The sequence below is a fragment of the uncultured Maribacter sp. genome, assembly GCF_947500985.1.
Lineage (GTDB): Bacteria > Bacteroidota > Bacteroidia > Flavobacteriales > Flavobacteriaceae > Maribacter.
This window is the reverse complement of the sequence record NZ_CANMTX010000014.1, coordinates 1-23,648: the sequence shown is the minus strand read 5'-3', so window position 1 is coordinate 23,648 and position 23,648 is coordinate 1. Positions and strand designations below refer to the sequence as shown.

Annotated in this window: 28 protein-coding genes; 1 reads left to right on the top strand and 27 read right to left on the bottom strand. The window is 31.0% G+C overall.

Annotated features, from left to right (window positions below):
• Nucleotides 1-141: 141 nt before the first annotated feature.
• The 6 genes from Q0871_RS18045 to Q0871_RS18020 all read right to left on the bottom strand — a co-directional run bounded on the left by Q0871_RS18045 (nt 142) and on the right by Q0871_RS18020 (nt 5,448).
• Nucleotides 142-600, bottom strand: a complete 459-nt coding sequence (locus tag Q0871_RS18045) for a hypothetical protein (RefSeq protein WP_299326264.1) — start codon at nt 598-600, stop codon at nt 142-144.
• A gap of 16 nt (nt 601-616) precedes the next feature.
• Nucleotides 617-1,417, bottom strand: coding sequence for an SGNH/GDSL hydrolase family protein (locus tag Q0871_RS18040; RefSeq protein ID WP_299326262.1), 801 nt, complete (start codon nt 1,415-1,417; stop codon nt 617-619).
• A gap of 106 nt (nt 1,418-1,523) precedes the next feature.
• Nucleotides 1,524-1,895 carry a hypothetical protein gene (locus Q0871_RS18035; RefSeq protein ID WP_299326260.1) on the bottom strand — a complete coding sequence of 124 codons (372 nt, stop codon included), beginning with the start codon at nt 1,893-1,895 and terminating at the stop codon, nt 1,524-1,526.
• A 96-nt stretch (nt 1,896-1,991) separates the two neighbouring features.
• Entirely contained in the window at nt 1,992-2,168 is a 177-nt protein-coding gene (locus tag Q0871_RS18030) for a hypothetical protein (protein WP_299326258.1), read from the bottom strand.
• Between the two features lie 806 nt (nt 2,169-2,974).
• Nucleotides 2,975-3,574, bottom strand: coding sequence for a GNAT family protein (locus Q0871_RS18025; protein WP_299326254.1), 600 nt, complete (start codon nt 3,572-3,574; stop codon nt 2,975-2,977).
• 617 nt (nt 3,575-4,191) lie between these two features.
• A complete protein-coding gene (locus Q0871_RS18020) occupies nt 4,192-5,448 on the bottom strand; it encodes a DoxX family protein (protein ID WP_299326251.1) in 1,257 nt (418 codons plus the stop codon).
• A gap of 406 nt (nt 5,449-5,854) precedes the next feature.
• On the opposite strand from Q0871_RS18020, the gene Q0871_RS18015 reads away from it, so the two are divergent.
• A complete protein-coding gene (locus Q0871_RS18015) occupies nt 5,855-6,391 on the top strand; it encodes a DinB family protein (protein WP_299326248.1) in 537 nt (178 codons plus the stop codon).
• 44 nt (nt 6,392-6,435) lie between these two features.
• Here Q0871_RS18015 and Q0871_RS18010 read toward each other — a convergent pair whose 3' ends face one another.
• The 21 genes from Q0871_RS18010 to Q0871_RS17910 form a co-directional block, all read right to left on the bottom strand.
• Nucleotides 6,436-6,825: a hypothetical protein gene (locus Q0871_RS18010; RefSeq protein ID WP_299326245.1), complete on the bottom strand. Its 390-nt coding sequence runs from the start codon at nt 6,823-6,825 to the stop codon at nt 6,436-6,438.
• A 341-nt stretch (nt 6,826-7,166) separates the two neighbouring features.
• The gene (locus tag Q0871_RS18005; RefSeq protein ID WP_299326241.1) at nt 7,167-8,084 is read right to left on the bottom strand and encodes an alpha/beta hydrolase-fold protein; all 918 of its coding nucleotides are present in this window, start codon (nt 8,082-8,084) and stop codon (nt 7,167-7,169) included.
• Nucleotides 8,085-8,331: 247 nt separating this feature from the next.
• On the bottom strand, nt 8,332-8,712 hold the full coding sequence (locus tag Q0871_RS18000) for a hypothetical protein (RefSeq protein WP_299326238.1): 381 nt from the start codon (nt 8,710-8,712) through the stop codon (nt 8,332-8,334).
• A gap of 214 nt (nt 8,713-8,926) precedes the next feature.
• Entirely contained in the window at nt 8,927-9,526 is a 600-nt protein-coding gene (locus tag Q0871_RS17995) for a hypothetical protein (RefSeq protein WP_299326235.1), read from the bottom strand.
• A gap of 333 nt (nt 9,527-9,859) precedes the next feature.
• Nucleotides 9,860-10,732 (bottom strand): Abi family protein, encoded by an 873-nt coding sequence (locus Q0871_RS17990; protein WP_299326232.1) that lies wholly within the window; start codon nt 10,730-10,732, stop codon nt 9,860-9,862.
• Between the two features lie 352 nt (nt 10,733-11,084).
• Nucleotides 11,085-11,408: a hypothetical protein gene (locus tag Q0871_RS17985; protein ID WP_299326229.1), complete on the bottom strand. Its 324-nt coding sequence runs from the start codon at nt 11,406-11,408 to the stop codon at nt 11,085-11,087.
• 189 nt (nt 11,409-11,597) lie between these two features.
• Nucleotides 11,598-12,131 (bottom strand): hypothetical protein, encoded by a 534-nt coding sequence (locus Q0871_RS17980; protein WP_299326226.1) that lies wholly within the window; start codon nt 12,129-12,131, stop codon nt 11,598-11,600.
• Nucleotides 12,132-12,370: 239 nt separating this feature from the next.
• Complete coding sequence (locus Q0871_RS17975) at nt 12,371-13,030, bottom strand: hypothetical protein (protein WP_299326223.1); 660 nt, start codon at nt 13,028-13,030, stop codon at nt 12,371-12,373.
• Between the two features lie 212 nt (nt 13,031-13,242).
• Nucleotides 13,243-13,686, bottom strand: coding sequence for a hypothetical protein (locus tag Q0871_RS17970; protein WP_299326220.1), 444 nt, complete (start codon nt 13,684-13,686; stop codon nt 13,243-13,245).
• Nucleotides 13,687-14,139, bottom strand: a complete 453-nt coding sequence (locus tag Q0871_RS17965; protein WP_299326215.1) for a hypothetical protein — start codon at nt 14,137-14,139, stop codon at nt 13,687-13,689.
• A 178-nt stretch (nt 14,140-14,317) separates the two neighbouring features.
• Nucleotides 14,318-14,905: a hypothetical protein gene (locus Q0871_RS17960; RefSeq protein WP_299326212.1), complete on the bottom strand. Its 588-nt coding sequence runs from the start codon at nt 14,903-14,905 to the stop codon at nt 14,318-14,320.
• Nucleotides 14,906-15,061: 156 nt separating this feature from the next.
• Entirely contained in the window at nt 15,062-15,514 is a 453-nt protein-coding gene (locus tag Q0871_RS17955; RefSeq protein WP_299326209.1) for a hypothetical protein, read from the bottom strand.
• A 217-nt stretch (nt 15,515-15,731) separates the two neighbouring features.
• Complete coding sequence (locus Q0871_RS17950; RefSeq protein ID WP_299326207.1) at nt 15,732-16,442, bottom strand: endonuclease/exonuclease/phosphatase family protein; 711 nt, start codon at nt 16,440-16,442, stop codon at nt 15,732-15,734.
• 200 nt (nt 16,443-16,642) lie between these two features.
• Nucleotides 16,643-17,779 (bottom strand): DNA cytosine methyltransferase, encoded by a 1,137-nt coding sequence (locus Q0871_RS17945; RefSeq protein ID WP_299326205.1) that lies wholly within the window; start codon nt 17,777-17,779, stop codon nt 16,643-16,645.
• Entirely contained in the window at nt 17,749-19,185 is a 1,437-nt protein-coding gene (locus Q0871_RS17940) for a DUF3883 domain-containing protein (RefSeq protein WP_299326203.1), read from the bottom strand. The genes Q0871_RS17945 and Q0871_RS17940 overlap by 31 nt, the downstream gene beginning before the upstream one ends.
• Nucleotides 19,182-20,219 (bottom strand): DNA cytosine methyltransferase, encoded by a 1,038-nt coding sequence (locus Q0871_RS17935; protein ID WP_299326200.1) that lies wholly within the window; start codon nt 20,217-20,219, stop codon nt 19,182-19,184. The genes Q0871_RS17940 and Q0871_RS17935 overlap by 4 nt, the downstream gene beginning before the upstream one ends.
• A 1-nt stretch (nt 20,220) precedes the next feature.
• Entirely contained in the window at nt 20,221-20,559 is a 339-nt protein-coding gene (locus tag Q0871_RS17930; RefSeq protein ID WP_299326197.1) for a helix-turn-helix transcriptional regulator, read from the bottom strand.
• A 418-nt stretch (nt 20,560-20,977) separates the two neighbouring features.
• Nucleotides 20,978-21,277 (bottom strand): hypothetical protein, encoded by a 300-nt coding sequence (locus Q0871_RS17925; protein WP_299326194.1) that lies wholly within the window; start codon nt 21,275-21,277, stop codon nt 20,978-20,980.
• Nucleotides 21,278-21,288: 11 nt separating this feature from the next.
• A complete protein-coding gene (locus Q0871_RS17920; protein ID WP_299326191.1) occupies nt 21,289-21,873 on the bottom strand; it encodes a super-infection exclusion protein B in 585 nt (194 codons plus the stop codon).
• 232 nt (nt 21,874-22,105) lie between these two features.
• Nucleotides 22,106-22,579, bottom strand: a complete 474-nt coding sequence (locus tag Q0871_RS17915; RefSeq protein ID WP_299326188.1) for an SRPBCC family protein — start codon at nt 22,577-22,579, stop codon at nt 22,106-22,108.
• A 223-nt stretch (nt 22,580-22,802) separates the two neighbouring features.
• Nucleotides 22,803-23,546: a hypothetical protein gene (locus Q0871_RS17910; RefSeq protein ID WP_299326185.1), complete on the bottom strand. Its 744-nt coding sequence runs from the start codon at nt 23,544-23,546 to the stop codon at nt 22,803-22,805.
• Between the last annotated feature and the right edge of the window lie 102 nt (nt 23,547-23,648).

Genomic DNA, 23,648 nt, shown 5'->3' with positions numbered 1-23,648 from the left:
AGTTGAAATTTTGTATTGGAATAAATTCAAATTAGTATCTATGAATTCTCTTCAGGAAAATTAAATATTACTCATTTAGTATCCTATAAAAAATAGTGCAAAAGCAATATTTAGGTGAATTATTAATGTGGTTATATGTAATTAATAAATTTCAACATTTATAATCATCCCATTTTTGACATCGATACCTATGGAATCTAAGTTTTCGCTATCTATTGGTTCTAATGTTAATTCAAAATCAGTATTTTTTTTGTTCGCTGCATAGATGGCAGCTAGGTAAAGATCTTTTTTCCAATTAGAGAATGGTTCAATTTTATCAATTTCTTTTTTACTGATTTTTTCTTCAATATTAGGTAGAAGTTCACTGTTCCAATTTTTTGCCAGTTGACACACAAAGTCTATGTGATTGTTGAAAGAGGCTGAGTTATTACCTTCTAAATAAAAAAGTGTTTCTATAGTATTGTTGCCAATTACAATACTGCCACGCCAAGTATAGGTTTTTGTTTGGTTGTTGCCTTTAATCTTATCATTTTTTAAAGTACCTAATATAGGGTGATCAAAAGTTTTCTTTTTTCCAAAAAGTAAGTCAGATATACTCATTAAGTAATTTTTTAATCTAAATTGTTGATGGGTTATAGTCTAAGTTATTTTTAATTTCTTCTGATTGGGTTATAAAGTTTGAAATATCTTTCGCCCAAATATGATACGTTTGTTTTGAAGGATGAACTCCGTCAACAAAAAAATCAGAAGGTTCTATTTCTAAATTGAATCTTTCAATATAATCTTGGCTAGAAGGCTTTAAAGCGTAGTAATACACCTTGTCAAAATCTTTTACAATACTGATTAATTCCTCTCCTAGTATGTTAACCAGATTGCCAATAGTAAATTTTATGATGGGCGTAAAAGCAGGAAATTCTTTTATCGGCGGCATATTGGTAAATACAATTGGTACATCGTTGAATTTACTTTTAGTGCTTTTAATAAGTTCTCGAATATCTCTGTTCCATTTTTTGGGTGAGTTCAATTCAAATGCATCATTACCGCCAAGTCCTATAACAATTAGATCGACAGCTTCTTCTGTAATGAGATCAATAATATTTTCAGTTACTTTTTTTGCGGTATAGCCGCTTTTAGCATAAACTTTCCAATTTACATTAGTATGTAGTTGTATAGACAACTCGTCTGCCAACGAGCCAGTAAAGCCTTCTTGGTGTGTTTTAACACCAACACCGGCAATAGTACTTTCGCCGATAGTTAACAAACGTAGTTCCTTTTTAGAAGAGAATTTAGATGAGCCTTTGGTACCCTCTGCTTCTGGTAATCGCGGTACAGTTTTTTTGATCTTTTTCCCTTGAAAATACATAATGGGTAATAACGGAATAGTAATGATTGATCCTAAAATATATTTTATATTCATGCTTCTAATTTACGGGCATTTGTACTATTCGCGTTTACATTCTCTTATCTAAATATAGTATTTGGGAGTATTTTTAATTTAAATGAAATACAATTATAAGGTAGTTTTATTTCAATTGCTTTTTTAGATAGTTTATGGCTTTAATCTTTGAAATTTCAATTTTATCAACATCCAAATCATCTAATGCTGTTTGAGAAATACCTAGTTTAGTTTTGCCAAACTCTCTTATAGAATCTAAAATAACTAATAGCACAAAATAATCTTTTTCTAGGGGTAAGGCTTTATAATAATCTTCAAAAGCTTTAGTTTTTAGGGTTTCGTTTTTTCTTTTAAACCATATTTGCATATAAGCAGAAGCGCTCCAAGCACGAAATTCATTATCAGGATCTTCGAGTATATGTTTTTCAAGAATTTTTGTGTCCGTAATTTTTCCTATCCATCCTAAAACTATTACTGCTTTGTTTCTTGTATAAGCCAATTCAGACTCGGTAAATTCACTCGTATATTTTTAAATTTTTGCTTTGTGTTTTTTATTAAACTTTCCTAATTGAAATATAATATCTCCTTGAAATTCTTAATCTTCGTTTTGCTCTAACTTATCAATTAAAAAGTCTTCAGCTTTATCTTGGCGTTCTTTAAATCTTGAAGCTAAATCTCTTCTAAACCCATTGTTAAGCGTTTTATTTGTTATTAAATTATAGTGATATTCAACATACGGACTTTTCATAATTTCCCATACAAAGTGATGCATTTTGTCACTGTTATTGCTTTTTATGGTTTTATTTTTCAATCTATAAATTCTTGTAACTCTTTCATTAACAATAGTTTTTGATTATCAAAAACGTAACAGTATGTTGTTTTTTAGCTTTGATTTTTAGATTGGACAATAAACTCTACTTATTGCAACTAAAAGCAAAATTACTATTAAATAAGTAGGTTGTTTGTAGTGGTTTTAATTAATATACCAATCTTTCCATTCTCCTGTCGCCGGATATATCAGTTGGTAGATTTTCTTCTTCAATGCATTTAGACCATTAAAATAATTATTTGTAAAATTTAGAAAACGTTGTTTCTATATAATTAAGGTAAATTGAAGATATACTATTTCTGTAATTTGGGGTCCAATATTTTTACCATATGATATTAAAGCAGAATTTAAATCATCTGAAGCCAATATCTTATTTTCAATTATTTCGCACTGTCCATAATAAATTATGTCATAAGCTTTTACTCAGTGATAAATTATTCTTTACAAAATGATGAGAAAAAGGACTGTTTTTTACAGTTTACATAACACCCCAAATGGATAATATAATGAATGTTCAGAAAAAGAATAAAGGAATATAAGTGTTCATTTTCAGTGCTTTTTAAATTGAATTTTGACGATAGCAAAATATAGTATAATGGTTAAGTTAGTGTTGCAATTATAATTCGCTTCAAAAATCAATTTAGTAGAATCTAAAGCTGTTTTTTAGACGTAATTTCTGTTTAATAAATTCGAAGGCAATATATTTTAGGGGTTACTGTATCCGGTTTTTAATTTAAAATACTAATCTCTTAATAGGTTTCAAATTCAGAAAAGAGTTCATCTTTAAGCTCGCTCCATTCGTTTTTAATGATGCTATAATAAACGTCAGTTCTACTTTCTCCATTTGATGCGATGTAATTATTTCGAAAAACACCTTCTTTTTGTGCGCCTAATTTTTCAATTGCTTTTAATGACCTTAAATTAGCTTTGTCTGCACTGAATTGTATTCTTCTAAACCCAATTTCCTCAAAGCCAAATTTCAATAGTTCATATTTACAGGCCTTATTTATACCTGAACCTTGAAATTCAGTTCCGTACCAGGTCCATCCAATTTCGCATTTTTGGCTAGAGGTATTTAAGTTGCCGTATCTGGTACTGCCTGCAACTTTATTGGTTAGTTTGTCTATAACTAGAAACGGGTAGCACAAGCCGCTGTTTTTATCTTTAATCGTCTTAGAGGTGTAATTCTTTAAGCCCTGTTCGTTATTTACACTCATTCCCATAAATTCCCAGATTTCTTTATCGAAAATTATTTCTTTGAGCTCTTCATTTCGTTCATTCTCAAAAGGGAGCAGTAATACACGATCGTTTTCAAGCTGAATTTTTGTTTTTAATAATTTTGGTTTCATTTTTAATTTCTTAGAATTTTTAATTTATAGTAAGTAGGGTGGTAGACAAACAATTATTTTCGATACATCTACAATTCATTATTTTTAAAGCTAAATCAAAATATTTGGCAGATTTTGTAAACGTATAATGATTCGTAGAGATAACCGCAAATTGCTCTATTTTTTTAGCTAATATTAATCAATCGTTTCTTATGCTTAATGTCTCGGTTTCATTAAAACAAAAACGAATACAAAGAAAACCATTAAAAAGAGCTACAATAGATACCGTAACATTTCTTTTCTAATGATTTTCAGCTTGTTTCTTCTCAAGTTCTATTCCACATAATTTTACCATCATTTACTATATGGAGCCACCTATATCTCTATAAATTCGCACATGTAGCATTCTTAATTAAACTATGAATAGAAATAATAAGTGGAATGAAAAGGAGCTAATTGTTATTCTTACTTTGTTTTTTTCAATCTTTTTGCTTCTTTCTTTTCTTTAGCTGTTTTTACTGGTTCCTTTTTTACATTTTTCTTTGCATCTTGACTTTTACCCATAACTTTTTATTTAAATAATTAGTAGCCTATTTTCAATCGTTCTTTAAACCTATTCTTTATGTAGAATTTGAAATTTATTCCAAATCTCTAATCCAACGAATTCTATTTCGTGTTAATCTATAATCGTTAAGAGTTTTGGCGCTTGTTTTCATCCAAAGGGAATCCCCTTTAAATATGCCTTGATAAATATAAACTTTATTTTCAAGGGCCTTGTAAGTTAATTCGTGAGAGGTTTGGTCATCACCATATAAATCTGTTAAATGTAATTTTTTGGTCAATGTATCTGCAGTGAACTTGTAACGTACGGTTGTATTATCTTCATTTAAAATCATTAAGGTTTCGGGTAAATAAGATAAATCGTTTATTCTTATTTTGTTCCAGCGATTGCCATTTATTTTGCTCTTTGGTATTGTATTTCCATTCTTTACAAATATTTCAATGTCTTGCGAACTTGTAAAATTTTCATATTGATTACTATGCTGTTGTTCTATTCTTTCTGTCATGTCCAGACTAAACGAGACAAAAACATATAGCAATAATGCACCTTTAGTTATATATCTAATGTATTTACCTTTTTGCTCTTCAAAAAGAGGCATGTAGATAGCCGCAGTAGATGGCTTATTTCTTAAGAAAAAATCATATAATCGTTTTAAATCATCCCACATTAAAAATACGATCATAAGAAGTAAATGAATCGCAAACATCTTAACAATAACGTCGTACCCAATATCCATTAAAACAACATTGGTCATTGCTATTAACAACAAGAAAGCACCTAAAGAAGTTGTTCTTCTAAATAACAACAGCAAGCCGCCAACAACTTCTATCAACCCTGCAGTAATACCATAGAATTTAGAATAACTCATGAAAGCCCATACCAAATTCATTCCGTTATGTTCGCCAATTTCAGTTTCTAAACTATCAATATCCATTGTGCCAAACTGGAGTAAGAATACTTTTGAAAGCCCATAAAGAATTAGCGTAAGACCTATATGATATCTAAGAATTGTTTGTAAAAGTATTTTGAGTTTGTCGTTGTATTCTTTTTTGATTTTAGTATCAATGAACACCCAAATTATGGCGCCAATTATAGAAATTACAGTAACCAAGAGAAACCTGGTAAAGTCATATTTAGAGTCCAAACCGTTTAACAACATATCTTTGTTGTATTCCCAACCCAAAAATATTTCTCCAAAGCCTATTGTAATTCCCTTCCAAAATGAAAAATTATTCGGATCAATCTCATTGATATATTCAAATCCGTATGGATAGATGTACAAGAGAAAATATAGAAATACAAATCGTAATATGAGCTTCTGTATTGTAGTCAATTGTTTTGGTTTAAGAGAACTCAATGAGTGTTATTATTTAAACTTTGGTAGTGGTTTGTCTAATATATTATGTTCTCAGTTTGAAGATACTATATTTATATAAATAGAGGGGAGTGATTAAGTGGTTGGGTACTCAATTACTTTTAAATTTTTACTCACAAGATTTACTGTAAACCATTGTATTTATAGGGTAGATTGTTTTTGCTGGGTTTTTACATTGGCAAGCTTTTAAAAAAAATAACAAGAAACTACGACCGCTGAATACTCAAAATCTAGCTTGTTATTTTGTATATAAGTAAGGGAAATTTCAATTTTTACCGATTAGACCGTAATGGTTTATAATAGTAGTTGAATGATATTTAAAAGCTTATATATATCTTGTGGGATCGTTTAACTCTTTATAATTATGAAAAATTTAGTTTTAATAATAGTTGTCCTTTTTTGTACTGTTATGACTTATGGGCAAACTGAAATTGTTCCAAAAACACCCTTCACTAAAACCTATTTAGCTGTTTGGCTTGCAGCTAGTGAACACTCATTGGATGTTGCCAAAGCAATGCTGGAAGAACTGTATTCGTATAAACCAACACCTGTAAGTAAGTCTTTTGGTGAACAAATGGTACATATTGGATATACAGTGGAGCTACTTACAAAGCGTTATGTGCAAGGAATGGAAGTAAAACCAAATACACCTGATGCTTCGAAGATGACGAAGGCTGAGATTATTGAATTGTTACAAAATGGGTTTGCTTATACCACTAATGTCATTGGCACCATAGAACAGGAACAATTGGATGAGTCTTGTGTAATGTATCATAGTGGTAATACTGTGAGTAGGGCATTTGCCTTTTTTTATGTCCAAGATCATATGACCAACCACAGGGCCAAAGCAAATTTATATCTTCGAATGAATAATATACAGCTACCAGAATACACTTGGTAAAAAAAATAAATTAACTCATTAAAGTTCTGTTTTTATTTGTTATTCTAATCGTCCATTTTTGCTTGAGTAATATCGCTAAAAGTTGGAGGATTTTCTGTAAAGCTTGCAACCCCCTTTTTGTTTACTTTTAAAAGCACATCTTTTGTTGTGGTAAATAATAGAACTGTAGAGAAAGATGTTTTAAGATGTGATTTTAATATGATAAAAGCCTCATCTAAAGTAAGCTCTTTTGTTTGATCTTCTGTCTCTCTAGATCTGTAACGAAATTTAAGTAAGACTTTAAAGCCGTCTTCAGAATAGATTGGTCTTACAAATATGTTTCTCAAATTAGGCTTACCTATGGTTTTTGCCATGGTCAATTTCGCGAAGTCACCTTTTTCTACACTCGCTGTTACTTGTTTCCAAAAAATAAGAAATACATCTTGATAGTTCATAAATTAAAAATTGAAGAGCAAAACTACGAATTACCTAAGTAATGAATTTCGTAAATTTTTATAAAATATAGAGGAACAAATTTCAAAATAGAAGTTGATTAAGAAAACATAAGTTTACATAAGAGTAGTTATTAAGAGCCAACGGTTCGTATAAGAAAAGTAGGGCCGTTGGTAAACGAGGTACTTTCCGTTTAGCCACAAGCCAAAACTTTTGTATTTTGTTTTATCTTATTTTTTCTAAAAGCCAAATCAAAAGATTTGGCGACTTCACAAACACGCCCAAGCTAATGAATTCAGTACTTACAGCCGTATTTTTTTTATACATTGTTAGCTGTAGTTTTTTATTTTTCAAATGCAAATAAAATTCCTTTGGTTATAAAACTTGGATAAACAGTAAGGTGGTCTTCATCAGGGATTATTGACGATTTTATTTTTAAGCCTGAGTAGTTTCTTGATAGCAACCTTTGTTCAAAATCCAACATTTCAGACACCATATCTGAATTGTTATTTTTTTCTTTTTCTCCAATGCTAAAAAAAACATTTGCTCTCAAGTTAGTATTGGCTTTTGAATACTTTTCTTCAAAGTTATTTATACAGTAATTATCATACCAAAATGAAGGGCTTCCGATTAGGTAATACTCAAATAAGTTAGGGGTTGTTACCAAAATATAACTTGCAAGTAACCCACCAAAAGAGTGTCCAGAAAACACTTTTTTCGACATATTTATTCTGTAAGTATTTTCTAAAAATGGGAATACATCTTTCTTGATAAATGCAATAAAATCATCTGCTTTTCCTGAAGCTAATCTAGATTCTTTAGAATGACCTCTCTCTTCATTAGGGGAATTTGTTGGCATATAATCTCTAGTCCTACTAACTCCAGGTGAATCTCCTTTGGAATATGATATTCCAACTATTATGAATTCTTCTGTTTTAACTCGTCTACTTATACTCGTAACTAATGGAAAAGCGTAATCAGAATCTGTAAGTACCAATATCGGATATTCTTTATCTGAACTTGATGTATAAGATTTAGGTAGCTTAACGTATAATTCATACTGTTTTTGATTAGTTGTTGATTGAATTTGATGAACTTCAGTACCTTTTATTTCAAATGATGTTAATTTCGTTGCTTCGTTATCAGAAATTACTTCATTACTATTATTTATTTTATCACCTATTGCCTTATTTTTTTGGTTTCCGCTATTACAAGACATTGTTATTATAACAATAGAGAGTATTGATAAAAATTTATTCATTGCTTATGATTAGTTTATTTATTGGCAATTACAGCTAACGGTTGAGCTATGAACATTACGGGAGCAAACTGGCGTTTGCTTTCCGCCACGCACGTAGCGCAATCTTTTGGTTTTGTTTTATTTTTTTCTTGTCCAAAGCGAAATCCCAAAGATTTCGCGACATACCAAATATACGCAGACCTTGGCGTTTAAAACCTAAGCCCGTATTGTTTATAGGTTGTGTTAGCAAACGTTTTATTTTCCGATTCTAAGGAACATAGACTAGTCTAATTTTTACCTCATATTCATCATTCTTCTCCCTTACTTCGGCATTTAGAACTAAGTCACTCAGTCCCTCAGATTTTGTCCATAAGTCAATTAGCACATTCCAATATTCCCCGTAGCAAATGTAAACTGACGTTTCCCAAGTTTCTTCAGGAAGCTCAATCAATTCCTCCCCATAATCTTCAATATAATCTTTGATTTGTTCAGCAGAACTTTCAGATACGGAAGACACATTCTCAATTCCGGAGCTTATATTGTAATCTTTTTTCACAAAAGCACTTACAATTTCTGTAAAAATTGGTCGCCATAAATGAGGAATTGGTCCTTCTTCATCTTCGTTTTTCTCTACGATTATTTCGCTCATTTTGAAATGTTTGCTAACGGCTTCGGCTATTGTTAGTACGGGAGTAGGGAAGCGGTAGTTTCCGAACTTGCACTTAGCCAAAACTTTTTATTTTGTTTTATCTTTTCTGTTCTAAAGCCAAATCAAAAGATTTGGCGGACTCTATAAAAAATACACTAAACTTTGGATTAAACACCAAACCCCGTATTAATTATAGCCCTTGTTGGCAACTGGCTTATTTCCAGAATTTCCACCATTCCTTTTTTGAGTTATTTCCGTTTTCATTAAATTGACTTAATAATTCATCTTCACTATCTGGTTTTCCATAAGCGTCTGCATCGGTAAGATGTCCGTCAATTTGACTTACTCTTGTTATTTTTTTTCCTTGTCTGAATACTAATTGTAGTCCGTGTTCCTGTTCCCAATCACATTCACAATTTATATCAACATATATATCTTGTTCCTTGTAAGATCTTCTGGAAATTAAAATTCCAGTCGGTTGTACCAAATCCCATATTTGATTTTCATCTTTTATATTCCAAAGTTGTTGGTTAGATTCATCAAATCCAACAGCGTTAAGAAAGTCCATACAGTTTTTATGAACAAGATTAGAAATCAAAAGTCTATCGGTTTCAGATTTTTCGATGAACAATTTCAAGGCTTCATCAGCTTCTTTGATAAATTCAGTATCACTTTCAGGCTCTAAACCCATAAAAATGATATTTATCTTTTTATTATTAAAAAAAGGAATTTCAATAGGTTCACTTTCCCACCAATCGTCAAATTGTTCATCCTGTTTTAATTCTCCTATTATTTCACTTTTTATAGTATTCATTTTTTGCTTGTTGCCAACGGTTGAGCTATGAACAGTACGGGAGTAAACTAGCGTTTACTTTCCGCCACGCACATAGCAAAATCTTTTTGTTTTGTTTTATTTTTTTGTCCAGAGCAAAATCCAAAAGATTTTGCGGACTTCATAAAAATACAAAAACCTTTCGATTAAGCCCGAAGCCCGTATTGTTTATAGGTTGTGTTAGCCACAGGTTTTTCGAGAGTTTATTGCATAAAAAAACCTAGAGCGCAATGTCTAGGTTCTATATAGTATTTTATAGTGCAACACTAAAGCGTAATGAATAGCTAGGCACTTTATAATGCAAATATACATTATTTACATGTTATAACCAATTTTAGTGATTATTATTGCCTTAATTATTTCATTATTCTTATACTCGGCAAACAAGTCACTTATTTCCTTATTCATGTCGTTTTTTCTGTCTAAAGATATGTTTTGGAGAATAAAGGACATAGTTTTGATTCCGGCATCTAAAGATTGATTGTTGTTATTATTAAACCTAGTTCTAGGTATTTTATATATACCTTGAGGAAAATTTAAATCAAAAACCACACCCGCATGAGCGCAGATATTTCGTATGAATTTTATTGAATGAATAAAATTTTTGAAAGTATTAAGGTTATTTAATCCATAAATTTTTGAAATATCTTTTTTAAGGTCTTCATCTTTAACAGCGTTGAAAATAGTTACAATTGCTCCAAAAGTTAAAAATTCAAAAGTTTTCCATGTAGGGGCATAAATATGATTTCTATATTTTAAGTGATGGAGTTTTATTTGCTTGTTCTCTTCTTTAAATTTAGAAGTATATAGCTTTTTATCTAAATCCGTAATAAACCAACGAGCCATTATTTTTGGGTTTGAATACCAAATTGGGTCTTCTTTATATTTGTTAGAGACATAGTAAATAAGTTTAGTTCTAAAATTAACTTCAATTCTTTTTAAATATTTCAACAGAATATTTCTTAAATCTACATCAAGGTAATAGAGGTTAATTACATTCGAAAAAATAGTTCCTTCAGCAAAATTATGGTCTTTATCTATCTCAAATGGAAACCAATAAAATCCAAGCCTATAATATCCTATGTCTAAAAGAATCTCTTTTGCTTTTTCTTCACCACAGTCAAAGAGCATTCCTCTTTTTTTTAATGTAGTAATTTGTTCTTCTACTGTTGTGGCTTTCTTTCCCATTTAATTAATTTTCATCAACTTGTGGCTAACGGTTGAGCTATGAACAGTACGGGAGCAAACTAGCGTTTGCTTTCTGCCACGCACATAGCGAAATCTTTTTGTTTTGTTTTTTCTTTTCCTTGTTTAAAGCAAAATCCCAAAGATTTTGCGGACTTCATAAAAATACGCAAACCTAGTGAATAAGCCCGAAGCCCGTATTGTTTATAGGTGTTGTTGCCAAACGTTTTTTTTGCGTTTTGCTTACGTTTTCTATTGCGAAACGATTCCGTTCTGACTTTTTTACGCAATCTTTTCAAGTCCGTCTGCGCAATGATTGCGTTCGAGTAAAGTCCATCTATTTGTTAGTGCACGATTATTTTTTAACCAAAAATTCGAGCTTATATCCATTCCCCAACTTAACTGAATTACTAATTTTGAACGTCTTGATTTGTTTTAAGTATAAATCGATTACTTTTTTAGCACGTCGTTTCTGTATGAAATTTAAACTTCTGTTTTCAAGTATCTTTTCTATTACTTTGTCTACGCTCAGCTCAACTCCTGTATAACAAATCAATCCTGATTCATAAATTTTCCCGCTTTCTATTCCTATGAATCTATCTTTTTCCTCAATTATATCGGGAATAACAAATTCCGAACTGCCTTTTTCAGATTCTCCTGTTATAAACTTTTTGGTCATTTTCAAAATGTTTGGCAACGGTTAGTATAAGAAACGTAGCGTGTAAAATAACGCAAACCTTTCGGATAAATAAAGAGCCGAATTTTTATGTTTTGTTTTTACTTTTTCTCTTATAAAAGCCAAATTTAAAAATTTGGCGGCTTCGCAAATAAACACAAACCTTTCGGTTTCGCACTTATTAGCTATGTTTCATATACGTTGTTGTGGTGCGTTTTTCTTCGGCTTTATTGTCCAATTGGTTACATCTAATTCCATAATTTCGTGTCTTTCCCATCCTCCCATTTCGTCACATTCAAATTCCAAAATGTTACCATTCCAGCTTTTAAATTTTATCATATCCATTTCGAAGGGACTTTTGATAATGTACATATCAGAAAATGAATTTCCCATTTTATAAATGTTGCTATATTCTGAAAAGATAAAAGTACCATTTGGTGTTACTTCTAAATTTCCATAATCAACTTGTTTTTCCGATTCGATTATATTCAATTCGCTCGTATCTAAACGAAATATACAGTCAGAAGTCAAAACAACAATTTCATTTTTCTGCTTTGATATTTTGACGTCTTTAGGAAAACCACGAAACTGCCCAACTTTTTCAATTCCGCTGTTATCCTCAAACTTAATCCAAGTCCAAGATTGAGAATTCCACACGCTTTCTACATCATAAATCCGCTCTTCAAATTCTCCAGAGTATGGTTGATTAATAATTTCTGCTTTCACAATATTTCTCTATTTCTTGATGGTTTTCTCAAATGCACCACAACGGTTAGTGTATGAAACGTAGCGTTTAAATATACGATAAGCTTCAGTTTATCTCTTAGCCAAATCTGCGATTTGGTATTTATCTTTTTCTTTTCATTAATGCCAAATCGCAGATTTGGCGGACATAGTAGAAAGCACAGAACTTTGGTTTTAGCACTTGCTAGCTATGTTTTATACACAGTGTTAGGCTTTCGTTTTTATTCTGCATTATTCTCAATCAATATTTCTGATATTCGCTCATAATTTTCTAAATTTTTACAATTTAAAATATTTTCTACACTTTTCTTAAATCCCTCTATTTCTGTAAGAACTTTTTCAAATTCGTTTTCGAATGCTTCGAAATTAATTGAGGTTTTAGCTAAGCCACTATATTCATTAAGCTCACAATAATCTGAAAATTCAATTAAGTCGTCTTTAATACGAGCAAAAATCCAAGGATGTCCTATCCAAATTTGTGTCCACTCGCTTGGTTTTTTATTAATAATATCTAACAAACCTTTGTAGTCACTTATGGAAGTGCAACATTGTGGAACAATTCTATCGTTATCAACTTGAATTACAATTCCTCCTTCAAAAGAAATGATTTCGTCTTCATTTTCAAGATTAGTATCTTTTAGTTGTGTTTCTACAATTATTTTTAATTCATCTTCCTCAATTCTAGTAATTTCAACAAAAGGAAATCCAGGAAATATTTGTTCAACTTTTATTAGTCCAGAATCTTTTAAACTGTTTTTCCAATATAATTCCCATCCAGTTGGGAATTCATATCGACTTCCGTCAGGATATTTGTATTCCTTTTCTGTGAATTCTGAGGCATTCAATTCAATTACTGCTGATATTTTTATATTCTCGTTCATTTAATGAAGCCTAACGGTCTTGTATATGGCTCGTAGCGTGTAAATTAGCTATTGCTTTTCGATTAAGCACGAGCCGAATTTTTTAATTTTCTTATTATCTTTCTTTTTTAGTAAGCCAAATTTAAAAATTTGACGGGCTTGCAAATATGCCTTAACTTTGAATTAAGCAACTGATTAGCTATGAGCTATATACGTTGTTGTACAGCGTTATTTTACGCATCAAACATCAAATCAAAATCTCTCGTAATACTATGAGATTCAACTGGTCCATTTTCCATTAAATAATTCCAAAATTCATTTCCAGAAAAACGATTATCTAAATGACAATATCTAAGCATATTAATTAGTTCAAATCGGACACCTCGTCCGCCATATTTATCTTCTAAATCATAGAAACCAACTTTCTCGTTTTTAAGCCAAATTTCGTCTATGTACTTAATAAAATTTTGGATTTGGTTTTCACTAACACTATAGAAATCTTTATAAATTTCAATATCTTGATAATGACCGGTATGAAATATCGGGAAAACGTCGTTTGCAACTGCGTAAACATAGCTCGGAGCGAAACCTGTTTTATCGCCTATGGTCTTATAATTTTGAGTAATCAAAAGTTTCCTTTGTTCGTATAAAGCCTTTAAAATTATATTGGTTTCCATTTACTTTTCTGTTTTAATTTTTTTGTCAAATTCCCTTGAAGTATGGGTTAAATAGACAACAATTTCATCAAATTTATAAGGTTGCTTATTTGTATTTACTAGGTCAGTTATTTTATCAACGTTCTCTTTAACTTCTTTTATTGAATACAAATTATTTGAGCGAATTTCGTTTAAAAGTTCTTTTAGCCTCTGTATATCATCGGTAATACTTAATCCTGTTTGTGCAAAATTTGAATTTGATTTAGTATGTTTAGAAAGCTGATTCGCAACAAGACTAATTTTTGGTCTTAAATGCGATAATTCGTAATCTAAATATTTTTTTTTCAGGTTATCTCTTATTGTTTCCACTTCACTTTTTGCTTCGATGGCTTTTTTAACTTGCCAAATGGTGATGAGCATTCCTACAATAGATGCAATACCTCCTATCCACCCAATATGTTCTAAAATCTTCATATTTTATCTAAATGGTGTTTTTTTCATAATGCTGTACAACGGAATTGTGTATGGTTAGTTGCGTGGTTAAGCACCTAATTTAGTAAACAAAAACGAACGCGAGAAAATTCCGAAGGAATTTTCCAAATAAGCAACGACCAAAGCAATTAATTATACACGGTGTTGTGCTTAGTTATTTTCAGTTCCAAATTTGTTTTATTTTATTCCACAAACCTTTATTCTCAACTGTTATATTTTGCTCAGATGATTTTGTTTTCTTTCTGAATTCAATTCCGATTAAGGGAAACGATATTTCTTTAATGTAATCCATAATCCAACTTTCAGCTTGCTCAACTAATTCAATACGCTTTTTTAATTCAGATGATACAGTATTAACGATTTCTATATTTTCTTTTTCCTTTTTATTTACATTGTCGTAAATCATTACGCAAAGAGCTTCGATTAAGGTATTTCGTTTTCCGATATCAATTTTTTCCTTGTCTATAAATTTTAAATACAAGTCAATATTTTTGTGTTCCTGAGCAAGTAATAAGTCTTCGTCTTGAGATGAAAAGTAAAATTCAGGATTTTCGCTCCATTCAGCAAGTAATTCTTCGTCAATATCAGGTTTGTTAGAACTGATAGCTGAGAAATTTTTTCCTCCGCATTTTGAACAAGTTAAGTTATAAACATAACTATCTTTCAATTCAAATGCAGCTTCTCTTTTGTCAACTTCTATTGAATCAACATTTCCACATTCGCAAGTTCTATTGTATTTGTAGGTCATTTTTTAATTAAGCACAACGTTTATGTATAAGAATAGTTGCGGGTTTGTATGCGAGGATTTTCCGAAGGAAAATCAGACGTTACAAACACGCAACGACCTTTGATTAAGCACTAAACCGCAATTATTTTTATACCGTGTTGCCATTAGTTTTTTATTTCAGTCGTCGTAATAATCTCCGTCTTCCCAATCTTTTTTCCCAAGATAATCCCCACAAAAATTATAACGATTAATAGGTTTAATTTTTTCCACATTTTTGCCGTGACTAAATATCCAAATTTGTTTTCCGACAATTTTTATTCTATTGAATTTTCGGTCATCACAAGCGTCCATTGAACAGATAAAAACAGATTTTTCTTCAAAAATTACATTTCCATTTGAGTCGACAATTCGGTCGGTCACTTTTACTTTTTTTCGATACAATGACCAAAATAGAAATTTATGTTCCTTTTCAGTCCGTTCCGTTTTTAAAGTCACATTTTCAATTCCGCAATCATTTTTTTTAGTCAGATTTGCGTTTTGTATTTCAGTCGTTTTTATTTCGCCATTCAGATTAATGATTAGGAAAATCAAGCTTATTGAAATCGAAAATATTGAATTTATGATGTTCATTTTAAATTAATGGCAACGGTTGAGCTATGAACAGTACGGGAGCAAACTAGCGTTTACTTTCCGCCACGCACATAACAAAATCTTTTTGTTTTGTTTTTTCTTTTCCTTGTTTAAAGCAAAATCCCAAAGATTTTGCGGACACCATAAAAATACACAAACCTTTCGACTAAGCCCGAAGCCCGTATTGTTTATAGGTTGTGTTGGCATTCGTTATTTTTTACGTTTCGAATTCACAAAAAATTGGTAAATGGTCGCTAACCACAAGCCATTTTTCCAAAGCACCAACCTCCATTTTTTTAACTCCATTTTGAAAGTCCAAACGCCCAAAAATATAATCAATGTGATAAGGTTTTTCTATTTTCCGATGAAGAAAAAACGTTGGTTGAGATTCTTCGCCTTGCTTTTCATTCCAATAGTTGTGATAAAGACTTTTAATGCCTATTTCTTCAAGTTCTTTTACCACATCCGAGTGATTCCACCATCTGTCCGATTTGTCCCAACACACATTGCTATTAAAATCTCCCAGAATTAAACTTTTACTGAGTTTCGGTTTGTGAATTTGAAGATATTTCCACAACTGACCTATGTAACCAAAAGTTGGTGATTTGTTACTATGAGTCCAAACAGCTAATAAATCAAAATCCTTATTGACTTTACAGGGTAAAAAATGCTTTACTCTTAAGTCTCTGTAAATGTCTGTCCAATTTTGTTTTTCTAATTTTATACTCTTCTTCGCGAAAATCCCAATTCCCTTATTTTTTGTGTCTCCAATCCAAATATGATTTTCAGCCCAATTCTTATATTCTGTATGTTTAGTTTCTAGCGGATTTTCACATTCTTGAATTACGCAAATGTCCGCATCGAAGTCCAGTAAGTGTTCAAACTTATTTCTTAAAGCTCCGTTACAATTCCAAGTTATAATTTTCAAAAATGTTTGTTTATAATGAATGCCAACGTTTAGTATAAGAAACGTAGGGCAGGTGATAAGCACTTTTGTTTCGGTTTATTACTTAGCTAAATATAAATATTTTGCTTTTATCTTTTCTTCTATAAATGCCAAATTTTATATTTAGCGGACTTTGTTAATAAACACAGACCTTTAAATCAAGCACAAATGCCCTATGTTTTTTATACATTGTTAGGTGCTGGCTTTCTTTCCGTAAACTTGCTAGCGTTGGCAGAGGCATACTCTTTTACAATTTCGGATGTGGTGTTGGCTTGAGCGAATTGTAAATGTGTATGGCTTTTAGCGTTGGCTTTTTCAGTATTAGAATTCTTTTTTATCAAATCACTTAATGAATTTGAAATGTGCCACATTAAAACTGGAGGTACTGCGTTTCCAATTGCTCTATATTGTCTATTGTCAGAAACTGAATCTAAAATAAAGTCTTCTGGAAATGATTGAATATTAGAAGCCTCTCTAGGAGTAAACCTTCTGTATCTTCCATCAATTTTCAATACTGGGTCAGTACTATTTAAGCTAACTTTTGCTAGGTGAGAACTGATTGTGTTACAAGGTTGCTCAGGGTCTTGGTCACGTCCTTTATTCATTTTCTCTCTAACTCTCATCATTCCTTGTACAGCTCTTTCACTAAAGAACCATTTATCATCTTTGTTAGCTTTTAAATCAATGACTTCTTTTAATTTAACTTTTGAACCATTTAGTGTTGTTGGTTTAGGGAATTCAAAATATGTGAAATCTTCATAGTTTTTAAAACCAATTATAAAAACACGTTCCCGTTTTTGAGGTATTCCATATTCAGATGAATTGAATAATTGATATTTAACATAATAACCAGCTTTTTCAAATTCTTTTATAATCATTGGAAAAGCCTTTCTCTTGTTTGCTGAAAGTAATCCTTTAACATTTTCTGCTATAAAAAATCTTGGTTGTTTTTCTTTTAGAACATTAACCATTTCAAAAAATAACTTTCCTCTGTCATCTTTAAATCCAAGTCTAGGAGGATTTTGTGCACTAATTGAAAAAGACTGACAAGGGAAACCACCTAAAAGAATATCGTGTTCTGGAAGTTTTTCAATTTCCATATCTCTTACATCTTTAGTTTCACATTGATGCTTAAAGTTGGCATTATATATTTTTGTAGCATATGGGTCATTATCTACAGCATAAACAACCTTAAAAGGTAAAGATTTATAGGTTTTATCAAGAAATTTAAAATTTCCTTGAATACCTAAATCCATACCGCCACAACCACTAAATAAAGAGATTGCTTTTAGTTTTGTATTTCTAGTAATGTTTGCCATTGTCCTGCTTTTTGTGAAAATTCTACAACTAAATTTTTGTCTACTTTAATATTGCCCTGATTATATTGTTCAACAGGATTTTGGATGATAAAAACATTTTTTCCACCGTCATTTGCCACTAAATAATAAATGAAATAATTATCACCTATTGTATCTGCTGTATCCCATTCATTAGGTGTTAGTTTAAATCTATTGTTTTTTAAAGCTTTCCGTGATTTTGTTGTTTTAACTTCAATATATCTTTTCCTTTTTTCGATTTCAACACTTTGAATATCATAACCAACTCCTAGTGGAGTAGGGATTTTGTTTATTAAGTGTTGGCGTTTTGTTTCTTTTGTCCTTAAGTATTCGTGAGCAAGTATTAAGCTTTCTCCATAATCCCCAATAATTTTTGTGGGAACTTTTCTATCTCCTTTAATTCGTGAGTAATATTCTTGAATTATACTAGTAATACTTTCTGATTCAGAGGCACTCAATGTTGGAGCAAAAGCCTCTATTTTATCAAATCTGTTAACGTAGGAAAACCAATCTTCTTCTAATTCAGCTATCTCTGGATTTGTAATTTCTTTTTTATTATAGAATTCATCATAACCTGAATACCAATTTGAATTACTTAAGTGATAATTAATAGTGTCTTTGTTTTCATCATTTAAATAGTAATAATAACCTGTTCCTTTATCATTTAATAGGTTAGCTAAAACCATATAGTCTAAAACATCTCCTGCATATCTATGTAAGTCACCTTTTGATGGGTAATTTCCAGTTGTAGCATTCTTTAGTTGTTCGTATTTATGATTATAAGATACTTTTTCAGACCTGTGTTTGATAATCATTTTGGCAACATCTTTTGGATGTCGACCATCTCTTGTTACCCGCAGGTCGAAATATGCACATTGTGTTAACTCTTCCGCTGTAAAACTAAATGGTTTTCCTATTAGTTTTTCACCTTCTATCAATAGTTGTAAAATAAAATCACAAGGTTTAAATTTTACTTTAGCTTCAATTTGTTTGATTACATTTTGCGACTTTATATGCCCACCAGGATATTGAAATGAATACAAAAAATAATTAAAAAATTCATCTAAATATTGATTGTTTGATAACCGTATAGCACTTAAACTAGGTTTTGTTAAATCATCTTTTTCTTGAATAAAACCAAATAGAGCAGAAATTTCTGTTCTCCAATTGTCAATCGTCTTTTGCGTAGATGAAGCATTCTTTTTAAAGCCAAATAAAACTTGGTTTAGGTTTTCCTTGAACTCTTTTTTTGGTAATGTCTCCATTTCAGAAATCGAAGTTGAAACATAAAGAAGTACTTCTTCAACATCATTTTTAAAACGAGGTCTTACGTGATGAAGTCTAAAAAAATATTCATCAGGAATTTGATATGTTTTTACATTACTCATAGATAGCTTTTAATTGATTCAGCTAGAACTTTGGCCAAAATAGGTGGGACTGCATTTCCAACTTGCTTATATTGACTTGTTTTACTGCATTGAAAAATGAAATTGTCAGGGAAAGATTGAATTCTTGCACTTTCTCTTACAGTTGGAACTCTGTTAAATTTATAATGAAAGTGGTGTCTATGTCCAGTATCAATAGTGAAACTTGGCTTCTGACTGTTAAGTCTTGTCCAAGCAATATTTACTTTTCTAGTTTCGTGAAGTTCTTTTGGTAAATTTTTATAATTACCTCCATCAGGAACCATTGCAATTATTTCAATAGTTTGCTCTTTATGATTTGTGATTTCGTGATTATGAATTTCTTTCGAACCATTTCTGATAAACTTTTGGTAATCAGATTTTGGTTTCACTGGATATTTAGTTCCGTCAGCTAAAGAACCTTCTGGTAAATCAGAAATTGCTTCTTGGGAAACAATATGTTTTTCGGTTGTTGGTTTTGGAAAAATAAATTCTGTATTACTTTTTGTGCCAACAAAAAAAGCTCTTCTTCTATTTTGAGGAACTCCGTAGTCAGAAGCCAATAAAATCTTGTATACTACATTATAGCCAAGTTTTTCAAAATCTTTAATTATTGTGTCTTTAACTATGCCTCCGCCCATTGAAATAATGTTTGGAACGTTTTCCATCAAGAATACTTTTGGCTTATAGAATTTAACAAATGAAACGAATGATTTATATAGTTGATTTCTTTCGTCATCTATTATTCTTTTGCCGGCTATTGAAAAACCTTGACAGGGAGGTCCACCAATAATAATATCAGCTTTCAAAACTCCTGTTCTTTCACTTATGGTTTTTGGAGTTTCTTTAAATAGGTCGGCAACAATTCCAACAGGTTTGTCGTGATTGTGGTTAAAAGTTGATATTGCATCTTTCCAATGGTCAATACCTAACGTAATTTCGTAATCTGCTTTATTGAAACCAGAAGAAAGTCCACCACATCCACAAAAAAGGTCAATAACTGTATGTTTTTTACTCATTCTAATTTTCAAAATTTATTTTTCCTTGTTTAAGGTTTAGATTCTTTAAATACTCAATTTTTTCTTCAGCTACTTTTAAGATTTCGTTAGTGTTTTCTTCTCCGATAATCTGATAAGCGACTTTGTCGCTAAAAAGAATAAGCCCTAAAGTTTTCTCTTCAATTTTAAATAAAGTTGCAAGTATTGGAATCATTTCTTTATTAGCACTTCTTTCTCCACGTTCAATTTTCCCTAGAGTAGAAGGGTCTATGTCAAGTTTTGACGCTACTTTCCGTATGGGAAGACTATGCTCTTCTCTCAATTTTCGTAAGTACTCTCCAAATGATTGTTTCGTATTCATTCCTTTGTCTTTTTCTTGAAAATATATTCAGGACAATATTTGTCCAAATTTAATAAAAGATTATGAATTACAATTGCAATATTCAGATTATTTTATTTGGGTGGTGGTGGGGAAGGGCAAGCTCTTTTTATTTTGTGAGGCACGAGCAAAATGAAATGTGCTTGACTGTGCGGTTGGCTTTTTTTTCAGCTTGCACCTAACGTCTCCGTATATGAAACGTAGCGTATAAAAAAGCGCTTTCGTTTCGGATTATACACGAGCCGAATTTTTAAATTTTTCTTTTTATCTTTATTTTACTAAAAGCCAAATTTAAAAATTTGGCGGTCTTCGCAAATACACAAAAACCTTTTGAAAAGCCTATAATAGCTATGTTTTATATACATTGTTGTGCAACGTTTTTTTATCGCAATATTGTTTTTTAATCGTCTTTATTCATAGCTCTTACAAATTCATAATGACCTCCAACCCAGCCAAAATCTCCACCATATTCGCTATCAAGTTTATCCAAAAATGCTTTGATTGCTTTTCCGCTCGCAAGCATTAGAGTTGTGTCGTTTTGGTCGGTTTTGATGAATATTTGTTTGTTATTATTTTGGGTACAGCTAAATCCACCCATTTGAGTTACACCTGTTATACTTTGATACAGGTTGTTAATTTCTTCAATATGTGTTTCATCAAGATTATCTAACCATTCTTGAAAATCAGTTGTTGTTGGCATAATACGTTTTTTTAGTAATATCTATTTGTCCATTCTGGACGGTTATTTTTTGCGAATTCAATTTCTTTTTCTGTTGGTGGTTCGCTTAAATCAATGTCCTTTAACTCAAGAATTTCCATTACAGATTCATTAATACTCAAAGAGGTTTTTAGACCATTCATAATTGAGCTATTCCCAAATTGACGATTCATAACAAGAATGTTATTATCGAGAAGTCCAGAAACAGATGGATTATCAATTGGCATTTCTACAGATTTTTGACCATTTAAGATAAATTCACGAAGTATTGATTTTTCAAATCGGTCAAGTGTTTTTATCCGTTCTGCAAATTTCTTCTTCCATTTATTGATTAGAATTTTGCGACGTATTGATTTAAAAATCCAAATCACAAAGTTTACTAATACCAGACCAGTTGAAAGAATAAAAATAATTCCCAATATCCATCCGTAATTTTCCTTTACGTTATCTAAAAACAGTTTTTCGTTCAAAAATTTTTGGTCAACGAACAGAACAAATCCAGAAACTGCTGACAAAAGGAAGAAAAATTTTGTCGGTAGCTTTGTTAAATCAAATATTGCTTTTAGATACTTTTCCAAGGTTTTGTTTTAAATGTTGCACAACGGTTCTGGCTATGATTAGTGTGGGCGTAAATAAGCGATTATTTTCCGCCACTCACAAAGCCAAATTTTATGGTTTAGTATTTTTCTTTTTTTTACTATAAATGCAAAATCCATAAGATTTTGCGACATTATAAATATACGCAGACCTTGGCATAAAACCCAAACCCCCACATTAATTATGAGCCGTTGTTAGCATACGTACTTTTTTCTACGCAACTATTTTTTTCCATTTATCAGTTTCCGCAAAGTCCTTTACGATTCTATTCCGTTCTGCTAATAAGTCCGTCATATATTTCAGCAAGAATAGCTTATCTGCTAGCTTACCTAAGATTCCAAATGGAGATTCATAATCAAAATAGTCCGTCATCAAAGTCCCGCCACTTAAGTCCTCAAAATGATGTTCGTGTCTGAAACCTTTGAAAGCTCCTTTTACCATTTCATCTACAAACAGCTTTGGCCGGTCAAATTCCGTAATCTTTGAAGTCAATTTTTGATAAATTCCGAAATGTTTTGCTCTCCACGTAACCGATTCATCCATTCCAATTAGTCCGCTAGTTTTTCCAGCAATTGCAGTTTCGTTTGTATGTTCGGTAGAGATTTTATGTAAATCAATACTCCGTGATAAGTCGAATACTATTTCTTTACTAGCATTAATTTCAGTTCGTAATTCGATTCTTGGCATTGGTTTTTTGTATGTATGCTAACGGTCTTGTATATGAAAAGTAGCGCTGAAAATAAGCGGTATCTATTCGGATGAAACACAAGCCGAATTTTTAAATTTTATTAATTATTTTATTTTTAGGAATTTGTCAAATTTAAAAATTTGGCGACTTCCTAAAAATGCCCGAACCTTTGTGTTAGTAACGACTCGAGCTATTTTTTATATACGTTGTTGCCAGTAGTTTTTACTCAGGATAAACGCTTATATTAAATCTACTTGTATCCACATTTTCGTATTCAGTTTCTGGTGTACTTACTTTCGCAACAATCCACATACTTTTTCCGACTAATGAGTTGTCAATTTTAATATTAAATCTGCTTTCTTTCTGACTAACGTTAAATTTACCATTCACAGACATTAAACTGTAAACGATTTCTCTGTCTTTTGGGTCATTTGCTTCTATATTTATCTCATATTCATCACCAACCTTTAAAACAGGTGTCACCTTACTTTTTTTAAACATCGATTTCCCCCAAGAGTTACCCAAGCTATCGGTTATCAGACCTATCTGTATAAAATAATCATCTTTCATTTCTATTCTGTTATGATATATTGTCAAAGTATTTTGTAAGTCCATTACTATTCCATTTAGTAAACTTTCTTGACTAAAAATAAGCTTTCTTCCGTGGGCAAGTGTATTTCTAAATTGCTCTATTTCTTTAAAAAAAACTAAAAACCTTTTTTTGTCTTCTAAAACCGGTTTGAATAATTCCCAATTTTTTTCGATAATAGTTTTTAAGTCATAAAAATCCGAATAGTAAATAAGTTTAGGTTCTAATAGAATTCCTTTATTTTTTTTCTTTTCAATTTCCCTTTTTTCTTTCCATTTATCAACTCTATCTTTTGAAATTTTATATTCAGTATCATCTGAAAACCCAATTAATTCAATTATTAGTTTTCTAAGAGTATTTTCGTATTGGTTTGTCATTTTTCAAATTACTGGCAACGTCTCGGCTCGTATGTTTGGTTCTTAGTTTGAAGATACTATAATTATATAAACAAAGGAGAATGATTAAGTGGTTTAGCTAGA

Bases quoted from the DNA above. Each gene is read 5' to 3' on its own strand.
- Q0871_RS18045 (WP_299326264.1), bottom strand. From the start codon at position 600: ATGAGTATATCTGACTTACTTTTTGGAAAAAAGAAAACTTTTGATCAC.
- Q0871_RS18040 (WP_299326262.1), bottom strand. From the start codon at position 1,417: ATGAATATAAAATATATTTTAGGATCAATCATTACTATTCCGTTATTA.
- Q0871_RS18030 (WP_299326258.1), bottom strand. From the start codon at position 2,168: ATGCATCACTTTGTATGGGAAATTATGAAAAGTCCGTATGTTGAATAT.
- Q0871_RS18025 (WP_299326254.1), bottom strand. From the start codon at position 3,574: ATGAAACCAAAATTATTAAAAACAAAAATTCAGCTTGAAAACGATCGT.
- Q0871_RS18015 (WP_299326248.1), top strand. From the start codon at position 5,855: ATGAAAAATTTAGTTTTAATAATAGTTGTCCTTTTTTGTACTGTTATG.
- Q0871_RS18010 (WP_299326245.1), bottom strand. From the start codon at position 6,825: ATGAACTATCAAGATGTATTTCTTATTTTTTGGAAACAAGTAACAGCG.
- Q0871_RS18005 (WP_299326241.1), bottom strand. From the start codon at position 8,084: ATGAATAAATTTTTATCAATACTCTCTATTGTTATAATAACAATGTCT.
- Q0871_RS18000 (WP_299326238.1), bottom strand. From the start codon at position 8,712: ATGAGCGAAATAATCGTAGAGAAAAACGAAGATGAAGAAGGACCAATT.
- Q0871_RS17995 (WP_299326235.1), bottom strand. From the start codon at position 9,526: ATGAATACTATAAAAAGTGAAATAATAGGAGAATTAAAACAGGATGAA.
- Q0871_RS17990 (WP_299326232.1), bottom strand. From the start codon at position 10,732: ATGGGAAAGAAAGCCACAACAGTAGAAGAACAAATTACTACATTAAAA.
- Q0871_RS17985 (WP_299326229.1), bottom strand. From the start codon at position 11,408: ATGACCAAAAAGTTTATAACAGGAGAATCTGAAAAAGGCAGTTCGGAA.
- Q0871_RS17975 (WP_299326223.1), bottom strand. From the start codon at position 13,030: ATGAACGAGAATATAAAAATATCAGCAGTAATTGAATTGAATGCCTCA.
- Q0871_RS17970 (WP_299326220.1), bottom strand. From the start codon at position 13,686: ATGGAAACCAATATAATTTTAAAGGCTTTATACGAACAAAGGAAACTT.
- Q0871_RS17965 (WP_299326215.1), bottom strand. From the start codon at position 14,139: ATGAAGATTTTAGAACATATTGGGTGGATAGGAGGTATTGCATCTATT.
- Q0871_RS17960 (WP_299326212.1), bottom strand. From the start codon at position 14,905: ATGACCTACAAATACAATAGAACTTGCGAATGTGGAAATGTTGATTCA.
- Q0871_RS17955 (WP_299326209.1), bottom strand. From the start codon at position 15,514: ATGAACATCATAAATTCAATATTTTCGATTTCAATAAGCTTGATTTTC.
- Q0871_RS17945 (WP_299326205.1), bottom strand. From the start codon at position 17,779: ATGGCAAACATTACTAGAAATACAAAACTAAAAGCAATCTCTTTATTT.
- Q0871_RS17940 (WP_299326203.1), bottom strand. From the start codon at position 19,185: ATGAGTAATGTAAAAACATATCAAATTCCTGATGAATATTTTTTTAGA.
- Q0871_RS17935 (WP_299326200.1), bottom strand. From the start codon at position 20,219: ATGAGTAAAAAACATACAGTTATTGACCTTTTTTGTGGATGTGGTGGA.
- Q0871_RS17930 (WP_299326197.1), bottom strand. From the start codon at position 20,559: ATGAATACGAAACAATCATTTGGAGAGTACTTACGAAAATTGAGAGAA.
- Q0871_RS17925 (WP_299326194.1), bottom strand. From the start codon at position 21,277: ATGCCAACAACAACTGATTTTCAAGAATGGTTAGATAATCTTGATGAA.
- Q0871_RS17915 (WP_299326188.1), bottom strand. From the start codon at position 22,579: ATGCCAAGAATCGAATTACGAACTGAAATTAATGCTAGTAAAGAAATA.
- Q0871_RS17910 (WP_299326185.1), bottom strand. From the start codon at position 23,546: ATGACAAACCAATACGAAAATACTCTTAGAAAACTAATAATTGAATTA.